This window comes from Nocardia sp. NPDC052001 (genome assembly GCF_040680615.1).
Taxonomy (GTDB): domain Bacteria; phylum Actinomycetota; class Actinomycetes; order Mycobacteriales; family Mycobacteriaceae; genus Nocardia.
The window spans coordinates 724839-746674 of record NZ_JBFAXC010000002.1; the positions used below are offsets into that span (position 1 = coordinate 724839).

The window sequence follows — 21836 nt, forward strand, 5'->3', positions numbered from 1 at the left end:
GGGGCTGTCCGGGGTGAATGGGATGGATATCGGGAGTACAGTGGCCACAAGATCGTGTTAGCCGATAGGAGTGTGGGGGGCGTGATGATGAAAAACGCTGCGCGCAAAGCCGGTTGGACCGTGACGTCGATCGCGGCGCTGGCCGCCGCCTTCGCCCCCGCCGCCGTGGTCAATGCCGCGGGACCCGATCCGGTGGTCTACGACTGCACCCGCACCGCCGATCAAGCGGTGCAGCGGCCCTCGAACGTCCTGCTCGCCTGCGGTGACGGCGGGCTGTGGGTCAAGGACATCAACTGGTCCAGTTGGGGACCGAATACCGCCGAGGGCGACGGCACCCAGTCCCGGCGGACCTGCGTACCCAATTGCGCGCAGGGTGGTGTCGCCACCGGGCCCACGCACATCACGCTGACCGATGTGCAGGGCAATCGTTTTCGGCAGGCCGTGATCACCGATCTGAACGGTAAGCCGGAGACCTGGCCGATGTGAGCCGTAACCCGGCCATCGGCCGGGCAGCATGCCTCAGCGCTTGGCCATGGCCGTGATGAGGCGTTTGACCGGGCTCTCGGCGTTGTACGCGACCGCGAGGGCTTGCAGCTCTTCGGCATTCGCGGGTTCACGGGGGAGTAGGTCCGGGCGGGAGAACTCGACCGTGGCGTCCTGGACCACCCGCACGACGGGTGCGGCCGCCTTCAAATAGTCTTCCGCGGCAACGAGTTTGGCGCGCACGCCCTTGGCCATATCGGAGTCCGGATCGGCGGCCGCGGCGCGCAGCGATTCGATCGAACCGAATTTGGAGATGAGCTGGGCGGCGGATTTATCGCCGATGCCCGCGACACCGGGCAGACCGTCCGAGGCGTCACCGCGCAGCGTCGCCATATCGGCGTACAGCGGGCCCGCGTTCTCTTCCGGCACACCGTATTTCGCCGAAACCTCGGCGGGGCCCCAGAGTTCGGCTTTGGACAGACCGCGCCCGACATAGAACACCCGCACCGGGGGAGCCGGGGTATCGCGAACCAGTTGCAGCAGATCGCGATCGCCGCTCACCACGATCACCTCGCTATCGCGCTCCACCGTGGCCAGCGTGCCGATCACATCGTCGGCCTCCAGCCCCTCCGCGCCCGCGGTCGCGATTCCGGCGGCTTCCAGCACGGCCATGATCATGTCCACCTGCGGGGTCAAGGTGTCCGGAACCTCTTCCGCCACAGCGTCGATGGCGTCCGCGGGCTGTTCCTCCGCGACCCGGTGCGCCTTGTACGACGGAATCAGATCGACCCGGAATTTGGGCCGCCAATCCAGATCCAGGCATACCACCAGCCGACTCGGCGCATGCTGTTTGACCAGCGCCGCGACCATATCGGTGAACCCGCGCACCGCGTTGACCGGTTGCCCGTCCGGCGCGGTGATCTTCTCCGGAATCGCGTAGAAGGCGCGGAACCAGAGACTGGCGCCGTCGAGCAGCAGCAGGGGACCTTTGGCGGGAGCGCTCATAACGCCAAACGCTACCGCGCACCCCCGACACCGCGCGGCACGGCACGACATGGCCGTTGGGGCGAATGCTCTCGGCCGGCGTTGTGGTCGGAAGCCGTTACCAGATCAGGACGCCGCCGCCGACTTCCAGAGCGCGTGCCGCGGCGGCTTCGATATGGGTCAGGCGCGCGGCGATGCGTTCGGTGTGCACTTCGCGGGGATGTGAGTCGTCGGCCTGTGCCGCGATCGCGTCCAGATGCTTACGGAGCAGCGCGCATTCGTCGAGGAATTCCGGGACCGCGTGCGGGAGGACGGTGAGGTCGCCGCGTGCCAGGACGGGAAAGTAGTACGCGCCCAAGGCCAGCACGGCGGTGGAGCCCCAGACGGTCGTACGCCAGCGTTCGAACCCGGCAAGTTCGCCGCCCGGTGTCGGTGGGTCGAGCAGTTGCCAGGCGCGGTTCTCGTCGAGAACATAGGCGTAGACGGAAAGGCTCATTTGCCAAGCATGCGCTGACGATCACGGCGGTCTGCGCAGGGGTTGCCCGATTGGTCGTGATTCTCGGCGATTACGCAGGTCGCGCGACGAAGAATGTGGCCGTCATCGCGCACGGAACGCTGCCGTGTGACGGCTCACCATGAACCGTGCGACGACTGATTTCGAACCGAGTGATGGCCGGCCTCGGGTCGTGCGATGGCTTGCGTCGAGCTGCGCGATGGCTGGCCCCGAGTCGCGCGAAGGATTGACGGTGATCGGAATCGATGGCGGCGGTGGATGATTCGAGGCGAACGCGGTGTGTTCGCGGATCCACCGCGATGACCTTGCCCGGGCTGTCGGGGGTACCGGGTAACGTCGGGGGCTATGAGCTCTCATGACGAGACACGATTCGGAGCGGACGTCTACGGGGCGCGGCTGGAGCGGGCGGCGGAGCTGACGCGGGCCGCCCATCTGGACGCACTGCTCATCACCCCCGGGCCGGATCTGCAATATCTGATCGGGTCCCGGGCGCAGTCGCACGAGCGGTTGACCTGCCTGGTGGTGCCCGCCTCGGGTGAGACACCGTCCGTGGTGATCCCCAAACTGGAGTTGGCGGCGCTGGGGCCGTCCGCGGTCGCCGAGCTGGGTCTGCGGATCGTGGACTGGGTGGACGGCGTCGATTCGCACGGGCTGGTGAAGTCCATTCTCAATGCCGGTGCCCGCACCGCCGTCGATGACAATATGCCCGCGCTGCATTTGCTGCCGATCACCGATCGGCTCGGCACGCTGCCGGTCTCGGCCACGCCGGTGCTGCGCGAATTGCGAATGCTCAAGGACCCCAGTGAGATCGACGCGCTGCGTCGCGCGGGCGCGGCCATCGATCGCGTGCACGCCCGGATGGGTGAGTTCCTGCGCGCCGGGCGCACCGAGGCCGAGGTCGCCGCGGATATCACCGCCGCCATCATCGCCGAGGGCCATACCCGCGCCGCGTTCGTGATCGTCGGTAGCGGCCCGCATGGCGCGGACCCGCATCACGAGGTCTCCGATCGCGTGATCGAGGACGGTGACGTGGTGGTCATCGATATCGGCGGTCCCGTCGAACCCGGCTACTTCTCCGACTCGACCCGCACCTATGTGCTGGGCGAGCCGTCCGAGGAGATCGCCGAACAGTTCGCGGTGCTCGAGCGCGCGCAGGCCGCCGCCGTCGCCGCGGTGCGGCCGGGTGTCACCGCCGAATCGGTCGATGCCGCCGCCCGCGATCTGCTGGCCGCCGCCGAACTGGCCGAATACTTCGTGCATCGCACCGGCCACGGTATCGGCCTGTCCGTGCACGAGGAGCCGTACATCGTCGCGGGCAATGATCTCGTGCTCGAAGAGGGTATGGCCTTCAGCATCGAACCGGGCATCTACTTCGCCGGTGAATGGGGAGCCCGCATCGAGGACATCGTGGTCGTGACCGCCGACGGCTGCGAATCGGTGAACAAGCGCCCGCACGGCCTCACCCGCCTGTAAAGCGCCGTACCGCAAGAGGTTTCACCGAGCTCCGCGACCTGTTCGCGGAGCTCGGTTGTTTCCGAGGCGATTCCCGTCGAAGCCGGTCTCAGCGCTGAGCCGCTCCGGGCTTGAAGCCGCTGCTGGACAGTACGCGCCGCACGGCGATGGCGATGACCACGCGCGTCGGGTTCTCGCGCGGCTGGCGGTAGCGACCGGCGTACCGCACTTCCGCCGCCGCGACATCGGCGGGTGCGTCGAGCACCGTCGCCGGACCCTCCAGGGTCAGCCAGCGCGCACCGTCCACCTGGCTCACCGCCGCGTAGCCGCCGCGCCGCACATTGCGCACCTTCATCGACCCGCCATCGGTGATGATGCGCGCGATCCCGGCCTCCGGATCCCAGGTGAATCCGACCGCGACCACGTGCGGAGTCCCGTCGGCGCGCAATGTGGTGAGGGTGGCGAGGTGTCGCTCGGTCACGAATTCGATGGCGGCGGGCGAGAGTTCGGGGCTGGTTGACGTGGTCGGCATGCGCAGAACGCTAGCAACCCCCGCCCGATGCCCGTGCGCGGCGTGCGCGATGCGCCCTACGGGGTCCGGACCTGGTGTTGGTCGTTGCGGGTCGGCCACCTCGGCGCGCCGGTGCGGGCGGGGCGAATGGCAGACTGTTCGCCATGGGAATGGGTTCGCGGGATGCCGATGCGGGCGTCGTGTTGTTGCTGGGTGGGCGCAGTGAGATCGGGCTCGAAGTGGCGCGGCGGCTGGCTCCGGGGCGGGTGGTGGTGCTGGCGGCGCGCCGGGCCGACGACCTGGGACCGCAGCGGGCCGAAATGGGCAGGTCGGGGGCGGCCGAGGTGCATTGCGTGGAGTTCGACGCCGATGATTTCGCGAGTCATCAATCGCTGTTGGAGAAGGTCACGGCCGAGCACGGACCGCTCGGGGTGACGGTGCTGGCGTTCGGTGTGCTGGGTGATCAGGCGCGCGCGGAACATGATCCGGCGCATGCGGTCGCGGTGGTGCAGACCGACTATGTGGCGCAGGTGAGTGTGCTCACCAGTCTGGCGAATCTGTTGCGCGCGCAGGGAAATGGGCAGATCGTGGCGTTCAGCTCGATCGCGGGCGTGCGGACGCGGCGCGCCAACTACGTCTACGGTTCGGCCAAGGCGGGTCTGGACGGTTTCGTCACCGGTCTCCAGGATGCGTTGTACGGCACCGGAGTTCACCTGCTGCTGGTGCGTTCGGGCTTCGTCATCGGCCGCATGACCGCGGGCATGGATCCGGCTCCGCTGTCCAGCACCCCCGATCAGGTCGCGGACGCGGTGGTCTCCGCGCTGTACCGGCGCTCGCGCGTGGTGAGCGTGCCGCGCACCATCAAGCTCATGTTCATGGCCATGCACTTTGTGCCCCAGTCGATCTGGCGGCGGATGCCGCGATGACCCGCCCGGTGTCCTGGCCCGCGGAGCGGCCGATCGTGGTCGCGGGTATCGGCGCGGACGGCTGGGACGGTCTCGGCGGCCCCGCGCGCCGCGCCGTCGCCGACGCCCAGGTGCTGTTCGGCTCGCCCCGTCAACTGGCCCTGATACCCGCGTCCGAATGCCCGGCCGAGCGCGTGGCCTGGCCGTCCCCACTGGTTCCCGCCCTGCCCGTCCTGCTGAATCAGCATGCGGGCCTGCGGGTTTGCGTACTGGCGAGTAGTGATCCCATGTTCTACGGCATCGGGGTGACCCTGGAGCGGCTGGTCGGCGCCGCGGCGCTGCGGGTGTTGCCGCAGCCCTCCTCGGCCTCGCTGGCCTGTGCCCGGCTCGGCTGGAATCTGGCGCAGACCCCGGTGGTGAGCGTCGTCGGCCGCCGCCTGGAGACCGTACTCCCCGAATTATCCGACGGCCGCCGGATTCTCGTGCTGAGCGAGGACGAGCACACCCCGGCGCGGTTGGCGGAGATGCTGTCCCGCAACGGTTTCGGTGATTCTCGCCTCACGGTGCTGGAGCAGCTCGGCGGCCCGGAGGAACTGCTGGCCGCCGCGAACGCCGCGAATTGGCAACGGGCGGCCGGAGACCCGCTCAATATCGTCGCCATCGACTGTGTTTCCGACCGGGCGGCGACCCGTCTGACCCGGCTGCCGGGTCTCCCGGATGCGGTCTACGCCGGGGATGGCCAGCTCACCAAGTCCGAGATCCGCGCGCTGACCCTGACCGCTCTCGCCCCCGCCCCCGGCGAGCTGCTCTGGGATATCGGCGGCGGTTCGGGCACGATCGCCATCGAATGGTGCCGCACCCATCCTGCCTGCCGCGCACTCACTTTCGAACGGGTCGAGAGCCGTCGCAAGCAGATCGCCGAGAATGCGGCCGCCCTCGGCGTTCCCACCGTCGAAGTACACGGCGCCGCCCCCGATTCCTTTGCGGAGCTGCCTGATCCGGACGCGATATTCCTGGGCGGCGGACTGACCCAGCAGGGAATGTTCGAAGCCTGCTGGAATCGGCTATCGCGCGGCGGCCGACTGGTCGCCAATTCCGTGACAGTCGAATCCGATGCGTTATTGACCGCGCTGGCCGCCGAATACGGTGGCGCGCTTCGCAAATTCCAGGTCTATCGTGCCGAACCACTCGGCGGATTCACCGCGTGGCGTCCGCAGCTTCCGGTCACCCAGTGGTCGGTCGTCAAACCGCTGTAGGTCGCTGCGGTTATTTGAGCCGGGGCTTGCCGGAGAGTTCGTCGAGATACCAGCCGCGCGGATATTCCGGTGCTGCGGATTGTACGGGCGGCTGGGCATCGGACGAATCCGGTGGGAGCGAGTCCGACGGTTTTATCATCAGAAGTAGGACCGCCACCAGGGGCAGTGACGCGATGGCGACAATGGCGAAAAGCTGCATACTTCGCGCTTACCCACATCCGTCGCCGCCACGCATCGGCGACGGGCGGCTGGATCCCGCGTCACAGTCGATTTCGCACCACGTGGGACGACCGCGCGCGGTGTTCAGCCTCTGCTGAACACCGCGGCGAGTTCGAGTGTGTCCCCGCGCAGTTCACCGATTTCGGCGGCCTGCTGGACGGTGAGCTGCCCCGAAGCGAGTCCCAGCACGGTCGCGGGCTCGCCGTGGAATACCGTCGCCGGATATTCCTCGGGATCGAGCATCGCGTGCGTGCCGGTCGCATCGACGCGGACCGCGACGAGGGTGCCGTCGACCTCCACGCCCACGACGGCCGGCGTCTCGGTTCGTTTGTCGTGCATCAGGGCGCGCAGGGCCACCACCAGCCAATGCGTGCGAAAGGTCTCCTCGTGCTGCGGACCCGACGCCATCAGCGGCGCGCTCCAGGTCACCAGCGAATCGACGGTGCCGCGAAGTTCTTCACCCCAAGAGGTGAGGCGATAGCTGACGCCTCTGACACCGGGTTCGAGGCTGCGCCGGATCACGCCCGCGCTCTCCAGCCCGCGCAAGCGCTCCGCGAGCAGGTTCGTCGCGATACCGGGCAGCGCCGCGTGTAGATCGCTGTATCGCGCTGGGCGGATGAGCAATTCGCGCACGATCAGCAGATTCCAGCGTTCGCCGATGATGTCGAGCGCGCGGGCCAGCCCGCAGTACTGACCGTAGGTCCGCGTGGAGTTCGGTGGTCGCATTCCTGTCTTCCGAATCGGGGAGGAGGGCGTGCCGATGAGGAGCGTGCAACCTAACTACTACGTACGTACGGCGATAGTAGATGGCGGTATCCGCCTGCGCAACAAAGGGTCCGGGCGGCGCGGTGCGTACACGCCGGAATTCACCGGGACAACGAAGCATTCAGAATGAAACGTGTGCGAGTCGGCGGTAGGGTGGCCAGCGGTGATCCGGCTCTTGCCGGATCCGACTGTTAGAGCTCTATTGGGAGATTCATGAAGTACACGAAGTATGTGGCGACGGCGTTCATTGCGGCGGCGGCGACAACGGTCGCGGCGGGCACCGGATATGCGGCGCCGGCGGCTCCGGCTCCGGCCGTACAGGATCAGCAGGATTTGCCGCAGATGAAGGGCAGCCAGCAGGGTGTCGACTATGTGGTGAATCTGGCGCAGGCCGGAAATGGCATCATTACCCAGGTGACCGGCGGACAGTTCAGCATGAGCGCCGATGGGAAGTCGGTGGCGCTGCAGAACAAGGATGGCGCGGTCCTCACTCGGGTGAATTTGTCCAGTGTGGTGGCCGGTAAGCAGATCGATCTGGTGGCCGCGATCGATCAGGACGGGCGGCAGTTGACGCTCACCTCGGATGCCACCCCGGTCATGTCCGCGAAGGAAATCAGCGGCGTGGATTGGTTCATCTCCGAATTGCAGCGTGCGGCGATCGGCGGATTGATCGGTGGGCTCATCGGTCTGATCTTCATCGGTATCGGCGCGATCCCGGGCGCGATCATCGGCCTGCTGGTGGTCGGTGGGCAGCCGCTGATCGATTCGGGATCCGCAGCCCTGAGGGGACAACCCTGAAAATCTTGATTCTGGGCGGGACTCGGGAAGCCCGGGAACTCGCCGCTATCGCTTCCGGGGAGCGGGGATTCGACATCGTATCCTCGCTCGCCGGGCGCGTGCGCGAACCGATGCTGCCGGTCGGCGCGGTCCGCGTGGGGGGATTCGGGGGAGCCGACGGGCTGCGGGAGTGGCTGGCGGACAATGGGATCGACGCCATTGTCGACGCCACGCATCCGTTCGCCGGGGGGATGACCGCCAATGCCGCGCAGGCCGCCGCGGACGCCGGACTGCCGGTGCTGCATGTGCGCCGTCCGGGCTGGCGGGAAGAGGCGGGGGACAGGTGGATTCGCGTCCCGGATGTGAGTGCCGCGGCCGAAGCCGTTGCCGGACTGGGTGATCGGGTCTTTCTCACCATCGGCCGCCAAGGCGTGGCCGCCTTCGCCGAATCGGCGCAATGGTTTCTGATCCGCGCGATCGACCCGCCGGACGGTGCGATGCCGGTTCGGTATGAATTGCTGCTGGCGCGTGGGCCTTTCAGCGTCGAGGACGAGACGGCACTGCTCGCGGACCGGCGTATCGAGGTCATGGTGACCAAGGACAGCGGGGGAGCGTTGACCGAGGCCAAGCTCACCGCCGCTCGCGCCCTGGGTGTGCCGGTGCTGATGATCGATCGCCCGCCGCTGCCAGCGGGTGCGCGGCGGGTGGAAACCGTTGCCGCGGCCTGGGAATGGCTGCGGCAGGCCGGGTCAGGACAGTCGGCTGGCCGGGTCGAGTAGTTCCGGGAGTCGGTCGAACCAGTCCAGCACCGCGCGTTCGTAGCGGATGCCGAAATCCAGCGTCGCGCGTTCGAAGGGCGACATCTGCTGTTCGTCATGCCCGGACAGGTAGCCCGAGAGCCGCTGTTCGTGCAGTGGCCGGTTGGCCGCGATAATGCGCTCCAGCCGGACCGGATCGACGAATTCGCCGAAGGACAGCGTGAGCAGCAGCGGCACCCGGATGGTTTCGGCGCCCGGATCGCGGGCGATCCATTCGGCGAAGGCGTCGCGGCCGTCCTCGGTGATGCGGTACGGGGTGCGATCGCGCGCACCGGCCTCACCCTTTTCGACCAGGCCGTGCTGATGCATGGTCGCCAGTTCGCGGTAGACCTGGCTCTGGGTGATGGTCCAGAAATCGCCGATGCGGTCCTGCGCCTGCGCGACCAGATCCCAACCGGACATATCGCCCTGGTGTAGGAAGCCCAATAGCGATGCGGCCGTCGAATTGAGCGGGCGCCGGGTCTTTTCCTCTGCCACTGCACTCCTTCCAGCCTGCATTCCACTATGGAATGTTAGTCCCCGTATCGTCGGGACGTGTACACCCGGGGTCCTCCGGGCGCGTCGAACACGGTGGTGGTGGACGCACCGATGATCAATAAGGTGCGCATATCCACCTCGGCGGGATCCAATTCGCCCAGGGTGACCACGCGGACGGTTTCGGTCGGACCGCCCACATCGCGCCCGATCACCACCGGCGTCTCGGGCTTGCGATGCTCGAGCACCAGATCCCGCATGGCGCCCACCTGCCAGGTGCGCTGCGAGGACGCCGGGTTGTAGACGGCGAACGCCATATCCGCGGCGGCCACCGCGGCGATCCGCCCGGCCACCACCTCCCACGGCTTGAGCCGATCCGAGAGTGAGAGCATGGCGAAATCGTGGCCCAGCGGCGCGCCCATCCGGCTCGCCACCGCACTGGCCGCGGTCACCCCGGGCAGTACCCGCACCGGCACATCACGCCACTGCGGATCGGCCGATTCCTCGACCACCGCCGCCGCCATGGCGAATACCCCGGGATCGCCGCCCGAAACCACGACGACCTTATGCCCGGCCTTGGCCAGATCCAAAGCCATTGCCGCGCGCTCGGATTCGACCTTGTTATCGCTGGAGTGCCGCCGCTGCCCCGCCCGCTCGGGCACCCGATTCACATACGTCGCGTACCCGACGATATCGGTGGCCTCGGCCAGCGCCCGCGTCACCTCCGGCGTGGTCCAGTCCGCCGCGCCGGGCCCGAGCCCGACCACGACCACCTCGCCGCGCGGTTTGCCCTGCGCGACAGTGGGTTCGGAGCCTGTCGCCGCCGAAACGACGTCGTCGGCGGTAGTCGCGCCGGGGCCGAGCGCATCGGTCTCTTCCGGAATGCTTCGCGGTGTCTCATGTAATCGGGCGGTGGCGGCAATGCCGCTCGCTGCGAGATCGCTCCGAGTAAGGCCGGAATCCGTATCTGTCAGCGTGATTCGGGTCTGCGGCGTGGGGCCGGGGACGATGGTGATGGCGAAATACGGGACGCTCGCCTCATCCACATCGGCGGCGCGCAGCACGCGCTGGCGGGTGGAGCTGGCGCGTTCCACGTAGTAGGCGTCGTCGAGGCGACCGGAATCCGAAAGGGCTTGGCGCACATTCGGATAGGTGCGGCCGAGCTTCATGATGGCGGCCGCGTCGGCGGTGCGCAGGCGTTCGGTGAGCTCGTCGACCGGCATGGTGCCGGGCAGGACCGACAGCACCTGTTCGCCTTCGACCAGGGGTGTGCCCAGGGCGGCGGAGGCGGCGCTGACCGAGGTGACGCCGGGGATGATCTCGGATTCGAAGCGGTCCGCCAGGCGGCGGTGCATATGCTGGAAAGAGCTGTAGAAGAACGGATCTCCCGCGGCCAGCAGCGCGACCGTGCGCCCGGCGGCCAGGTGTTCGGCCAGCCGCGCGGCGGCGCTCTCGTAGAACTCGTCGATCGCGCCCTGATAGCCGCCGGGATGATCGGTGGTCTCGGTGGTGACCGGGTAGACCAGATGTTCCTCGAGCTGTCCCGCCCGCATATATGGTGCGGCGGTGGCGCGCGAGATGCTGCGCCCGTGCCTGGCGCTGTGGAAGGCGATGACATCGGCCGCGCCGATGATCCGCGCCGCCTTGACCGTCACCAATTCCGGATCGCCGGGGCCGAGCCCGACACCCCAGAGCTTGCCGCTCATTCTTGTTCGCTCGCAATCGCATTGAGGGCCGCGGCGGTCATGGCGCTGCCGCCGCGCCGGCCCCGCACGGTGAGGAATTCGATATCCCCGTATTCGGCCAGGGCCTGCTTGGATTCGGCCGCGCCGATGAACCCGACCGGAATGCCGATCACGGCCGCGGGTTTCGGCGCACCGGAGTCGAGCATGTCCAGCAGATGGAACAGCGCGGTCGGCGCGTTGCCGATGGCGATTACGGCCCCGTCCATGCGATCGCGCAGGAGTTCCAGCGCCGCAACCGATCTGGTGTTGCCCAGCTCCGCCGCGAGTCCCGGCACGCGCGGATCGCCGAGCAGGCACAGCACCTCGTTATCGGCGGGCAGCCGCTTACGTGTCACCCCGGACGCGACCATATTCGCATCGCACAGGATGGGCGCACCCGCCCGCATGGCGGTCCGCGCCCGGTTCACCACGTCATTGCTGAAGTCCACGTCCGCCGCCAGATCCACCTGCCCGCAGGCGTGAATCATCCGCACCACGACCTGCGAAATATCCGCCGGGAAGCGCGCCAGATCCGCTTCGGCGCGAATCGTGGCGAACGAGCGCCGATAGATCTCGGCCCCGTCGGTGAGGTAGCTGGTACGCACGTCGGACATGGGGTTCACCCTAAGGCGTGCCCGCCCGCGTCCTTGCGCCGGTGTTCGACTCAGGTGCGCGGGCGTTCCAGTAGCCGGGACATGACGATGCTGCTGCGGGTGCGGCCGACGCGGGCGTTCTCGCGGATACGTTCCACGGTGACTTCGATTTCGGCCATATCGGTGGCCATGACGTGCACCAGCGCATCGGCTTCCCCGGCGATGGTCCAGATGCCGATGACCTGCGGGATGGGTTCGAGGCTGCGGCGGAGTTCGGCCGGGGAGATGTTGTCGCGGTAGTAGACCTCGACGTACGCCTCGGTGCGCCAGCCCAGCGCGGCCGGATTGACCAGTGCGGTGAAGCCGGTGATCTGCCCGGCCGCGACCATCTTGTCCACCCGGCGTTTGACCGCGGGTGCGGAGAGTCCGACGATCGCGCCGATCTCCTGGAACGAGGCGCGGGCCTGTTTGAGCAGGTGGGCCAGAATGCGCCGATCGATCTCGTCCATCGGTCCGCCTTTCGCTCCGACGCAACGAATCGCCGCAATCCATGGAATTTGCGCAACGATTCGCTATTTCTGACGCAACGGTACGCCATTTAACTTCGTGATCACTGCTTGTACGCGCAAGTCATGAAGGAGCTTCGTTGACCTCCGCAGCCACGCTCCGCGCGCCGGAACCCATGGGCGCCCGCCGCCCCACCCCGCGCCGGTATCTGATGTGCCGACCCGATCATTTCGACGTCTACTACGCGATCAATCCCTGGATGGACACCACGGCCCCGGTCGACCGGGCCCTGGCGCTCGCGCAATGGGAGAACCTGCGCGCCACTTTCGAACGGCACGGTCACACGGTGGATGTGATCGACGGCGTGCCCGCACTGCCGGATATGGTGTTCGCCGCCAATGGCGGTCTGGTGATCGGGGATCGGGCGCTGTCGGCCCGCTTCGCCAATCCCGAACGCGCGGCCGAGGGCCCGGCCTATCACGATTGGCTCTCCGCACAGCGGTTCGCGCGGGTCAGCGCCGCGCGCGAAACCAATGAGGGGGAGGGCGATTTCGCCATCGCCCACGATAAGATCTTGGCGGGCACCGGTTTTCGCAGCTCCCGCGCCGCGCACGAAGAGGTGCAGGAATTCTTCGAATTGCCGGTCATCTCATTGGAATTGATCGATCCGCGGTTCTATCACCTTGATACCGCGCTCATGGTCCTCGATGACACCATCGCCTACTATCCGGCCGCCTTCAGCGGTGAGAGCGCGCGCCTGCTCGCCGGAATGTATCCCGATGCCATCATCGCCACCGAGGAGGACGCGAATGTCCTTGGCCTCAACGGAGTCTGCGACGGCTACCACGTGTTCCTGAGCGAGAAGGCCGTCGCACTGTCGGAACAGCTGCGGGCGCGCGGTTATGAACCCGTCGGCATCGAGCTGTCCGAACTGCTCAAGGCGGGTGGCAGCGTGAAATGCTGCACCCTGGAACAGCATTCGGTCAGAACGGCAGTCCGGCCTTCCACGGACTGACCGCCGGATTGTTCAGCGGGTGCGCGATCACCAGGAACCGCAACAGCATGAGCGCACCCGTGATCTGCAGGATCGCCAGTGGAATCTCGCCGATGAGCGCCGTGCCCACCGACACCCAGATGTCGCCGGGCGCGGCGGTCACGATATCGAACCAGGCATCCACCAGCAGCAGCATGCCGGTGGCGAAGGCGGGCAGCACGAGGAAGACCCGGCGTTTCCAGCCCAGGTAGGCGGTGGCGCTCATCATGATCACCAGCAGTACGTCGAAGCCGATCCAGGTCAGCGACCAATTGCGGGCGTGATAGTCGGCGGGCAGGGTCATGGCGAGATACACGATCCAGGGGATCAGGATCAGTGAGCCGCCGACCATGAGCGTGAGGCGGATGCGGCGGTGAATCCGCACCACCTCGGGCCGTGGCAGTCCGCGCCCGGCGGGTTGTAATCGTGCGATGAGCTCGCGCCGCTCATGATCGGACATGGCGGCGATCTCGTCATCGCTCATCTTCGAAACAGTCATGCCGACCTCCTGCGCGCTCCCTATGCGGCGATCAACAATCCGAAGTTCCCGAACAATCCATTGTCGGCCGAATCGGCCGGGATGCCACCGGCTGCTTGCCGGGACCGCCGCCGCCCTGGTCGCCGATATCGGACCGGCCCTGGATACCGACGCGGCCGGAGCGAAGGCGGGACGTGCGAGCGGATCTCAGTCAGCGGGGTCGATGCGGTAGCCGTCGGGGGTGGCGATGACATCGGTGACCGCGCCGCGCGGTCGGCCGCAGCGACGATCACAGCCGGACCAGTGCTGGCGCCCGGAGGCGACGACCTCCTCGGCGTCGAGACCCTCCCGCGCGAATTGCGGTGCGCCGGAGGGGACTACGCGCCCGGACTCGACGGCCTCGGCGACGTCGGCGCGCACATCGGTGAGCGATTTCGCGCAGCCGGGCGCGCCCGCGCAGGCACTGGCCAGCAGCCAGGGGGAGCTGGCGTCGAAGATCAGGCCCATCGGGGCGAGCACCCGCACCACCTGTTCGGCGGTCCATTCGTCGAGGTCGGCGATGATCAGACTGCGCCACGGCGTGACCAGGATCGGGTGTTCGATCGCGGCGATGAATTCGGCGGTGCGCGCGGGCAGTGAGCCCAGTCGCACGCCCGCACCGAGGGCGACGCGATTATCGGCCTGGGTCAGCCAGCCGATCGGAATGTCATGGTGGCCGGTCACTTCCACGCCCGGGGTGCCGGTTTCCAAGCCGGGCCGGTTGCTGTGCAGGTGTTCGGTCAACCGGGTGACACCGTCGGGGATCTCGTGCACTCGCCACTGACCGTCACGCAGTTCGAGGAATCCGTGCGCGGCGGCGAGCATCAGCTCGACCGCATCGCCGGCGGTCACCCGAATCCCGCTGTCCGCCCCCGCGAGCAGCAGCGCGAAGCTGTCCTCGTCGACCGCGTGCACGCCGATATCCCCGCCGAGCCCGCTCACATCGCCGCGACCGTCATCGAGGGTGAACAACACGCGCCCCGGCAGTTCCGCCAAGCGCGCATCGGCTCGCAATCCGGCATCGAGCACCGGTACCAGCGGATGCACATCCGCCCAGCCGCCGACGCGTCCGGCCAACGGCGAGGCGATGATATTGCGAACCCGCTCATGCGAGGCGCTGGGCAGCAGCCCCGCCGCGCTGAGCCGTTCCTCCAGCGCGGCCGCATCGCGGACCTGCCGCAATTGCACATTGCCGCGCGAGGTGAGTTCGATATTGCCGTCGGCCAATTCGCGCGCGGCCTCGGCCAGGGTCTGCATCTGTTCCGGCGTGAGCTGTCCGCCGGGTACGCGAATCCGCGCGAGTGGCCCGTCGGCGGCATCGTGCAGGCGCAACACTCCCGGGCAGGAGTCGGGATCTGTTCGGCTCATGACCCCACCAGCCTACGACGAGCGGAACAGGCGGCCGACGACACCCGCCGTGCCCAGGTGCGGACATGACACGCTCACCGCGGCGGCGAGATCGGGCACGTTGTCAGCGAGGCCGATTCGTCGCCAGCCGCGGTGAGCGGGTGTCGGGACGGGCGGTCAGCCCGCCTGGTGGGGTTCGATGGATTTCGGTGCGCCCCGGCGAGTCGCGAACGCGGGGGAGAGTTCCCAGGTGTCCTGGAGGAGATTGGGGACATTGTGGTGGTCCTGGTGATCGCGTCGCACCGTGGTGGTGATCAACGTGATCCCGAACAGGATGGTGCCCGCGCAGATGATGCCCGCGAGCATCGCGTACTGCGTGTGGCCACTGCCGGCGGCGGTCAAAGCCATTGCCAGCGTTGCGAACGCAACCAGTGTGCAAAAGTATCCTGACCAGGCAGCAAAGCGGTTCCGCCTGACCCATCCCGGTGTGATTGGCATACCGGCAGCGTACGCGTGGCGGTGATAGCGGAACAGTATGGCGGACCGGGCTTTGCCGCACTGTGATCCGGGCGCGATAGCATCGGCGAGCTCGTCGGATGAGAAGAAACCGGTGCAATTCCGGTGCGGTCGCGCCACTGTGACAGTCAGACCTTCCCGTCGAGCGCCACACCGTGCTGGGCGCGTCACCCGAGGAAGGCTGAAAACACTGTGATTCTGCTGCTGTCCACGTCCGATACCGATCTGCTGAGCGCGCGCGCCAGCGGCGCCGCGTATCGGCTCGCCAATCCGGCGCGCATCCTGCCCGAGGATCTGCCCGGCCTGCTCGACGGCGCGGATCTGGTGATCGTGCGCATTCTCGGCGGTAAGCGGGCCTGGGAGGAGGGTCTGGACACGGTGCGCGCCAGCGGGATTCCGCTGGTCGCCCTCGGTGGTGAGATCGCCCCCGACGCCGAGCTGATGGAGTGCTCGACCGTGCCCGGCGGTGTCGCCGCCGACGCGCACAACTATCTCGCCGCCGGTGGGCCCGCGAACCTGCTGCAGCTGCACAACTTCCTGTCCGACACCGTCCTGCTCACCGGGCACGGCTTCGAACCGCCGGTGGAACTGCCCAGCTGGGGTGAGCTGGAACGGGATTCGCGACCGGTTGCCGAGGGTGCGCCGACGGTCGCCGTCGTGTACTACCGGGCACAGCATCTGGCCGGGAACACCGGCTATATCGACGCACTGTGCTCGGCCATCGAGGACAAGGGCGCTCGCGCGCTGCCGGTGTACTGCGCCTCACTGCGCACGGCCGAGCCGGATCTGCTCGCCGCCCTGCGCACGGCCGACGCCTTGGTGGTGACCGTGCTCGCCGCCGGTGGCACCAAGCCCGCCACCGCGTCCGCCGGTGGCGATGACGAAGCCTGGGATGTGGGCGCGCTCGCCGATCTGGATGTGCCGATCCTGCAGGGGCTCTGCCTCACCAGCGGGCGCGCGCAGTGGGAGGCCAATGACGACGGGCTCTCCCCGCTGGATGTCGCCACCCAGGTGGCGGTGCCGGAATTCGACGGGCGCATCATCACGGTGCCGTTCTCGTTCAAGGAGTTCGACGCCGACGGGCTCTCCACCTATGTACCGGATCCGGAGCGGGCCGCGCGGGTGGCGGGCATCGCGGTGCGGTACGCGCGACTGCGCCATATTCCCAACTCCGACAAGCATATTGCGATCGTGCTGTCGGCGTACCCGACCAAGCACGCCCGCATCGGCAACGCGGTCGGCCTGGACACCCCGGCCAGTGCGTTGCGCCTGCTGAACGAATTGCGTTCCGCCGGTTACTACCTCGGTGAACCGGGCGAGATCCCGGGCCTGGAGGAAGGCAACGGCGACGCGCTGATCCACGCGCTCATCGCCGCCGGCGGCCAGGATCCGGACTGGCTGACCGCGGAACAGCTGGAGGGCAACCCGATTCGCATCGGGGCCGACACCTACGGTGCGTGGTTCGCCGAGCTGCCCGCGGATCTGCGCGAGGGCGTGGAAGAGGCGTGGGGCGCGGCTCCCGGCGAGTTGTACGTGGACCGCTCCGCCGATCCCAAGGGCGAGATCGTCATCGCCGCAATGCGATTCGGCAATGTGGTGATCATCGTGCAGCCGCCGCGCGGTTTCGGTGAGAACCCGGTCGCCATCTACCACGATCCGGATCTGCCGCCCTCGCACCACTATCTGGCCGCCTACCGCTGGCTGGCCGCCCCGGACGGTTTCGCCGCCGACGCCATGGTGCATCTGGGCAAGCACGGCAACCTGGAATGGCTGCCCGGTAAGACCCTGGGCATGTCCGCCTCCTGCGGTACCGATGCCGCGCTCGGCGATCTGCCGCTGATCTACCCGTTCCTGGTGAACGATCCGGGCGAGGGCACCCAGGCCAAGCGCCGCGCCCACGCCACCCTGGTCGACCATCTGATCCCGCCGATGGCACGCGCCGAAACCTACGGCGATATCTCGCGTTTGGAACAGCTGCTCGACGAGCACGCCAATATCTCCACCCTGGATCCGGCCAAGCTCCCCGCCATCCGGCAGCAGATCTGGACGCTCATGCGCGCGGCCAAGATGGACCACGACCTCGGACTGGCCGAACGGCCGGACGAGGATGTCTTCGATGACATGCTGCTGCACGTCGACGGCTGGCTGTGCGAGATCAAGGATGTGCAGATCCGCGACGGCCTGCACATTCTCGGCCAGGCACCGGCCGGTGAGGCCGAGGTCGATCTGGTGCTGGCCATGCTGCGCGCCCGCCAGCTCTGGGGCGGCGAGACCAATGTGCCGGGCCTGCGCGAGGCGCTGGGCCTGAGCGAGGCGGGCGATGAATCTCGCGAGCGCGTCGACAAGTTCGAAACCCTTGCGCGCGAACTGGTCTCGGCCATGCAGGAGGTCGACTGGGACGTGCAGGCGATCGACGCCGTCACCGAGGAGCTGATCCCCGAGGCGAGCGAGTCCGCGGTGGCGGTATCCGCTGCGCCGCGGGGCGGTTCGGATGCGACCGTGGAATCGCCACGTGACGCGGTGCGCCGGGTGCTGGGATTCGCTGCGACAGAGGTGGTTCCGCGTCTGCGGCAGACCGGCGTCGAGATCGCGCGCATTCTGCACGCGCTGAACGGCGGCTTCATTCCGGCCGGGCCGAGTGGTTCGCCGCTGCGCGGGCTCATCAATGTGCTGCCCACCGGGCGCAACTTCTACTCCGTCGATCCCAAGGCCGTGCCGTCCCGGCTGGCCTGGGAGACCGGGCAGGCCATGGCGGAATCGCTGCTGGCCCGCTACCTGGCCGATCACGGCGAATACCCACGCTCCGTTGGCCTTTCGGTCTGGGGCACCTCGGCCATGCGCACCTCCGGCGACGATATCGCCGAGGTGTTCGCACTGCTGGGTGTGCGGCCGGTCTGGGATGAGGCCAGCCGCCGGGTCACCAAGCTGGAGGCCATCGGGCTGGAGGAACTGGGCCGTCCGCGCATCGATGTGACCGTGCGCATCAGCGGCTTCTTCCGCGACGCGTTCCCGCATGTGCTCGCCCTGCTCGACGACGCGGTGCGCCTGGCGGCCGGGCTGGATGAGCCCGCGGAGTCGAATTACGTTCGCGCGCATGCCCAGTCGGATCTGGCCGAACATGGCGATGAGCGCCGCGCCACCACCCGCCTCTTCGGTTCCAAGCCGGGCACCTACGGTGCGGGTCTGTTGCAGCTCATCGATTCCAAGAGCTGGCGCACCGATGACGATCTGGCCCAGGTGTACACGGCCTGGGGCGGTTTCGCGTACGGCCGCGAGCTGGACGGCGTTCCGGCGGCCGACGATATGCGCATCGCGTATCGCCGAATCGCGGTGGCGGCCAAGAACACCGACACCCGCGAACACGATATCGCCGACTCCGACGACTACTTCCAGTATCACGGCGGTATGGTCGCCGCAGTGCGCGCGCTCACCGGTAAGAACCCGGAAGCCTATATCGGCGACAGCACCCGTCCCGATGCGGTGCGCACCCGCACGCTCTCCGAGGAGACCGCGCGGGTATTCCGGGCGCGCGTGGTGAATCCGCGCTGGCTCGAGGCGATGCGCCGGCACGGTTACAAGGGTGCGTTCGAAATGGCGGCGACCGTCGACTATCTCTTCGGCTATGACGCCACCACGAATGTGGTCGCGGACTGGATGTACGAAAAGCTCGCGGAATCCTATGTATTCGACGATGTGAATCGCAAGTTCATGGAGCAGTCGAATCCGTGGGCGCTGCACGGCATTGCGGAGCGGTTGCTGGAAGCCGCCGAGCGAAAGCTCTGGGAGCAGCCGGAAGCCGATACCCTGGAGCGACTGCGCGAGGTCTATCTGGAAACCGAAGGCGAACTGGAATAAGGGAATTCCGCATTTCGCGGCGAGTCGGGGTAGGACGCATAGGACATCGGCGGACAACCCCGGCACCTGCCCTATCCTCGTGGCAAGTCTGAGGGGACGATAAGAATCGTCCCGGCGTCAGTCTCGGGGAGGCGCCGGGAACTCCAATCACGCTATTGGGATGAATAATTGGATGTGGATTCCCCGATTCGCCGTGTGCCCCCCGGAATACGCTTTCTAGGTAATGCGGTGAATCGGCTCTTCGAATACGGGTAATCATCATGAGAATAGCCAAATTCGCCGCAACAACCCTCTTCTCCATCGCCGCGGTCTGTATAGCCACGGTCACCGCGCACGGTGAACCCGCGGTCGCGCAACCCGGTGTCAGTGGTGTCGATCGAGGGGTCGAGTACACCACTGCCCTGGCGCCCGATCACTCCGCGGTCACCACCACGCTCACCGGTGGCAGGTTCGAAATGGCCGGTGGCACAGTCAATGTGCTCGGGCCCGGCGGTGAGACCATCGCCTCGCTACCGCTGACCTATCAGGCCGCCGACCGGGCGCTCAACGTTATCCCCGAAATCGACGCCGCCGGAACGACATTGACCATGCGTCCGGAGAACGCGGCCGATATCGCCACGCCCGCAGCCGATCCGGTCGCGCTACAGAATATCTCCAATGTCGGATCCATCGTGGCCGGGGCGCTGATCGGCTGTGTGGTCGGCGCGGTGATCGGCGTGTGGTTCTTCCTCGTCGGCGCGATCGTGGGCTGCGGTGTCGGCGGCCTGCTCGGGGCGATCATCGCCGGCCAGCAACCATGAGGTGAGCACGGCTGTGCGCGGGGCAGCACCGAGCCGTGCGCATGGCGGACCGCCGGACCGGATCACCGGCCCGGCGGTCCGACCGTGGTTTATCAGCCCTCGGCGATGATTTCGATGCCGACGGTGCCGGTCTTACCCCGGCGCAGCGTGCTGCCGGTGACCACGAGATGACCCTGCAGACCGTAGCGACGCTTGACCAGACCGCGCACGCGATCGCTGCCCGCGTCATCGAGGATGGTCGCCTTACCGCTGACGATGTCACCGTTCGGCTTACCGCGCACATCGCACGCCTGCACGGTGACCTGCGGATTTCGGCGAATGCGCTTGACCTTCCAGCTGTCGGTGACCGTCCAGACATAGAGGCGGCCGTTATCGAGGGCCGCCCACAGCGGCGTCCCGACCGGGGTGCCGTCCTTCTTGAAGGTGGTCAACAGGACATACTTGGCGGTCCCTACCGGGCCGAACGGGTTATCCACGCCCGCAGCCTATCCGGTGCCGCGCGGATAGGCCGAGTGGAGCTGTCCGAGGCGGGCCGGGCGATCGTGTCCGGCGAACTCCGGATCGTCACCGACCTACGGGGTCGGCTGCGCGGCTATGGATTCGCCCAGGTCGGCATCGGGGATGCCGAAGACGGCGGCGTCGCGGACACCGGGGAGTTCGAGCAGACAGGCTTCGATCTCGGCGGGATAGATATTGACGCCACCGGAGATGATCATGTCGGTGCTGCGGTCATCGAGGTACAGGTAGCCGTCGGTGTCGAGATAGCCGATATCGCCGATATCGAGGTAGCCGTCGCGTTCCATGGCGGCGCGCTTGGCCGGATTGCCGTGGTAGGTGAAGTTGGGCGCGCACGATGCCCTTGGGCCGTCCGGTCGTGCCGGAGGTGTAGATCATCGACTGTGGTGCCCGCGTGGGGGATTGGGGCCACGGACGCAGTTCGCCAGCTGTGCGGCGCGCAGTCGTAGATCGTCGTAGTCGCGGGTGGTCTGTCCACATCGAATCGCGGGCATGGTCTTTCGTCCTTCATCGGTTGAACTGGCGTGTTCGACAGGGTGATCGGTCAGTCGGCGACGCGGGTGGTACGCCAGGCGTCGAAGGTGGCCGCGAACTCGCCGCGATGGAAGGCCGCGGCCTGCTCCACCGCCTCGAGGTCGATGGCGGTCGCCAGATCGGTTTCGGCGGCCGCGCGCAGTAGCCGTTTGGTCGCCGCGGCGGCAGCGGGCTGCCGGGTCAGCAGCGCCGCGAGTTCCAGCGCCGTCTGTAAGGGATCCGCCGTCACCTGCGCGACCAGCCCCATCTTTTGGGCGTGCTCAGCACCGACCGGTCGGCCCGCGAGCAACATCTGCAAGGCCGGGCCCGCGCCGATGAGGCGCGGCAGGAGCCAACTCGCCCCGGTATCGGGCAGCAGACCCATGCGAATGAACGACGGCAGCAGTATCGCCCCGGGTGAGGCGACCCGGATATCGCAGGCCAGCGCGAGTGCCATCCCCGCCCCGACGGCCGCACCGTCGACGGCGGCGATGGTCGGCTGCGGCAGTGCCCAGAGCCGTTCGGCGGCACACATGGTGCGCGCGAGATTCTCCGCCACCTGCTGTTCGGAGGTGCGGCCGAGATCGCCGATCGTCTCGAAATCGCCACCGGCGCTGAATGTTCCGTTCGCTCCGGTCACCACGACCGCTCGCACGCTCGAATCCGCGGCGATCGATTCGAGTTGCCGGATCAGTTCGGTGAACAGGGCATCGGTGATGGCATTGCGGGATTCGGGGCGATCGCACACCATTTCCCG

General features: G+C 67.5%; 23 protein-coding genes. 9 read left to right on the forward strand and 14 right to left on the reverse strand.

Annotated elements, in window-relative coordinates:
• The first annotated feature begins 84 nt into the window (after window positions 1–84).
• Window positions 85–486, forward strand: a complete 402-nt coding sequence (locus AB0L82_RS11600) for a hypothetical protein (protein ID WP_364634025.1) — start codon at window positions 85–87, stop codon at window positions 484–486.
• A gap of 33 nt (window positions 487–519) precedes the next feature.
• Here AB0L82_RS11600 and AB0L82_RS11605 read toward each other — a convergent pair whose 3' ends face one another.
• Window positions 520–1488, reverse strand: a complete 969-nt coding sequence (locus tag AB0L82_RS11605) for a 5'-3' exonuclease (protein ID WP_364634027.1) — start codon at window positions 1486–1488, stop codon at window positions 520–522.
• Window positions 1489–1585: 97 nt separating this feature from the next.
• On the reverse strand, window positions 1586–1963 hold the full coding sequence (locus tag AB0L82_RS11610; RefSeq protein ID WP_364634029.1) for a hypothetical protein: 378 nt from the start codon (window positions 1961–1963) through the stop codon (window positions 1586–1588).
• 363 nt (window positions 1964–2326) lie between these two features.
• Here AB0L82_RS11610 and AB0L82_RS11615 point away from each other — a divergent pair, with 363 nt between their 5' ends.
• Window positions 2327–3454 (forward strand): Xaa-Pro peptidase family protein, encoded by a 1128-nt coding sequence (locus tag AB0L82_RS11615; RefSeq protein WP_364634031.1) that lies wholly within the window; start codon window positions 2327–2329, stop codon window positions 3452–3454.
• A gap of 88 nt (window positions 3455–3542) precedes the next feature.
• Here the strand turns inward: AB0L82_RS11615 and AB0L82_RS11620 are convergent, their stop codons facing one another.
• Window positions 3543–3965, reverse strand: coding sequence for a PPOX class F420-dependent oxidoreductase (locus tag AB0L82_RS11620; protein ID WP_364634033.1), 423 nt, complete (start codon window positions 3963–3965; stop codon window positions 3543–3545).
• Window positions 3966–4108: 143 nt separating this feature from the next.
• On the opposite strand from AB0L82_RS11620, the gene AB0L82_RS11625 reads away from it, so the two are divergent.
• Both AB0L82_RS11625 and cbiE read left to right on the forward strand, forming a co-directional pair.
• The gene (locus AB0L82_RS11625; RefSeq protein WP_364634035.1) at window positions 4109–4870 is read left to right on the forward strand and encodes an SDR family NAD(P)-dependent oxidoreductase; all 762 of its coding nucleotides are present in this window, start codon (window positions 4109–4111) and stop codon (window positions 4868–4870) included.
• Window positions 4867–6105, forward strand: a complete 1239-nt coding sequence (gene cbiE, locus AB0L82_RS11630) for a precorrin-6y C5,15-methyltransferase (decarboxylating) subunit CbiE (RefSeq protein WP_364634037.1) — start codon at window positions 4867–4869, stop codon at window positions 6103–6105. Before AB0L82_RS11625 ends, cbiE begins: the two co-directional genes overlap by 4 nt.
• A 303-nt stretch (window positions 6106–6408) precedes the next feature.
• On the opposite strand, the gene AB0L82_RS11635 is transcribed toward cbiE, so the two are convergent.
• Entirely contained in the window at window positions 6409–7050 is a 642-nt protein-coding gene (locus AB0L82_RS11635) for a helix-turn-helix domain-containing protein (RefSeq protein ID WP_364634039.1), read from the reverse strand.
• 252 nt (window positions 7051–7302) lie between these two features.
• Here AB0L82_RS11635 and AB0L82_RS11640 point away from each other — a divergent pair, with 252 nt between their 5' ends.
• A complete protein-coding gene (locus AB0L82_RS11640) occupies window positions 7303–7887 on the forward strand; it encodes a hypothetical protein (protein WP_364634041.1) in 585 nt (194 codons plus the stop codon).
• Window positions 7884–8645 carry a cobalt-precorrin-6A reductase gene (locus AB0L82_RS11645; protein WP_364636003.1) on the forward strand — a complete coding sequence of 254 codons (762 nt, stop codon included), beginning with the start codon at window positions 7884–7886 and terminating at the stop codon, window positions 8643–8645. The genes AB0L82_RS11640 and AB0L82_RS11645 overlap by 4 nt, the downstream gene beginning before the upstream one ends.
• Here AB0L82_RS11645 and AB0L82_RS11650 read toward each other — a convergent pair.
• From AB0L82_RS11650 to AB0L82_RS11665, 4 genes are read right to left on the reverse strand one after another with little or no spacing between them, the layout of a single operon-like run.
• Window positions 8616–9161, reverse strand: coding sequence for a PadR family transcriptional regulator (locus AB0L82_RS11650; RefSeq protein WP_364634043.1), 546 nt, complete (start codon window positions 9159–9161; stop codon window positions 8616–8618). The genes AB0L82_RS11645 and AB0L82_RS11650 overlap by 30 nt on opposite strands.
• Before the next feature lie 35 nt (window positions 9162–9196).
• Entirely contained in the window at window positions 9197–10864 is a 1668-nt protein-coding gene (gene cobJ, locus AB0L82_RS11655; protein ID WP_364634044.1) for a precorrin-3B C(17)-methyltransferase, read from the reverse strand.
• Entirely contained in the window at window positions 10861–11496 is a 636-nt protein-coding gene (locus AB0L82_RS11660) for a precorrin-8X methylmutase (protein ID WP_364634046.1), read from the reverse strand. The genes cobJ and AB0L82_RS11660 overlap by 4 nt, the downstream gene beginning before the upstream one ends.
• A gap of 50 nt (window positions 11497–11546) precedes the next feature.
• On the reverse strand, window positions 11547–11984 hold the full coding sequence (locus tag AB0L82_RS11665) for an Lrp/AsnC family transcriptional regulator (protein ID WP_364634048.1): 438 nt from the start codon (window positions 11982–11984) through the stop codon (window positions 11547–11549).
• Window positions 11985–12121: 137 nt separating this feature from the next.
• Between AB0L82_RS11665 and ddaH the strand changes: the two genes are divergently transcribed.
• Complete coding sequence (gene ddaH, locus AB0L82_RS11670) at window positions 12122–12997, forward strand: dimethylargininase (protein ID WP_364634049.1); 876 nt, start codon at window positions 12122–12124, stop codon at window positions 12995–12997.
• Here the strand turns inward: ddaH and AB0L82_RS11675 are convergent.
• From AB0L82_RS11675 to AB0L82_RS11685, 3 genes are all read right to left on the reverse strand, one after another.
• Entirely contained in the window at window positions 12966–13514 is a 549-nt protein-coding gene (locus AB0L82_RS11675; RefSeq protein WP_364634051.1) for a hypothetical protein, read from the reverse strand. The genes ddaH and AB0L82_RS11675 overlap by 32 nt on opposite strands.
• Before the next feature lie 186 nt (window positions 13515–13700).
• Window positions 13701–14900, reverse strand: a complete 1200-nt coding sequence (gene cobG, locus AB0L82_RS11680; RefSeq protein WP_364634053.1) for a precorrin-3B synthase — start codon at window positions 14898–14900, stop codon at window positions 13701–13703.
• Between the two features lie 156 nt (window positions 14901–15056).
• Window positions 15057–15287 (reverse strand): hypothetical protein, encoded by a 231-nt coding sequence (locus AB0L82_RS11685; RefSeq protein WP_364634055.1) that lies wholly within the window; start codon window positions 15285–15287, stop codon window positions 15057–15059.
• 300 nt (window positions 15288–15587) lie between these two features.
• On the opposite strand from AB0L82_RS11685, the gene cobN reads away from it, so the two are divergent.
• Together cobN and AB0L82_RS11695 are read left to right on the forward strand one after the other, a co-directional pair.
• Window positions 15588–19250: a cobaltochelatase subunit CobN gene (gene cobN, locus AB0L82_RS11690; RefSeq protein WP_364634057.1), complete on the forward strand. Its 3663-nt coding sequence runs from the start codon at window positions 15588–15590 to the stop codon at window positions 19248–19250.
• A 260-nt stretch (window positions 19251–19510) separates the two neighbouring features.
• Window positions 19511–20050, forward strand: coding sequence for a hypothetical protein (locus tag AB0L82_RS11695; protein WP_364634058.1), 540 nt, complete (start codon window positions 19511–19513; stop codon window positions 20048–20050).
• A 92-nt stretch (window positions 20051–20142) separates the two neighbouring features.
• Here the strand turns inward: AB0L82_RS11695 and AB0L82_RS11700 are convergent, their stop codons facing one another.
• The 3 genes from AB0L82_RS11700 to AB0L82_RS11710 form a co-directional block, all read right to left on the reverse strand.
• Window positions 20143–20526 carry a PPOX class F420-dependent oxidoreductase gene (locus tag AB0L82_RS11700; RefSeq protein ID WP_364634060.1) on the reverse strand — a complete coding sequence of 128 codons (384 nt, stop codon included), beginning with the start codon at window positions 20524–20526 and terminating at the stop codon, window positions 20143–20145.
• A gap of 96 nt (window positions 20527–20622) precedes the next feature.
• Window positions 20623–20853, reverse strand: a complete 231-nt coding sequence (locus AB0L82_RS11705) for a hypothetical protein (protein WP_364634061.1) — start codon at window positions 20851–20853, stop codon at window positions 20623–20625.
• Window positions 20854–21110: 257 nt separating this feature from the next.
• Window positions 21111–21830, reverse strand: coding sequence for an enoyl-CoA hydratase/isomerase family protein (locus tag AB0L82_RS11710; protein WP_364634063.1), 720 nt, complete (start codon window positions 21828–21830; stop codon window positions 21111–21113).
• Window positions 21831–21836: the final 6 nt, after the last annotated feature.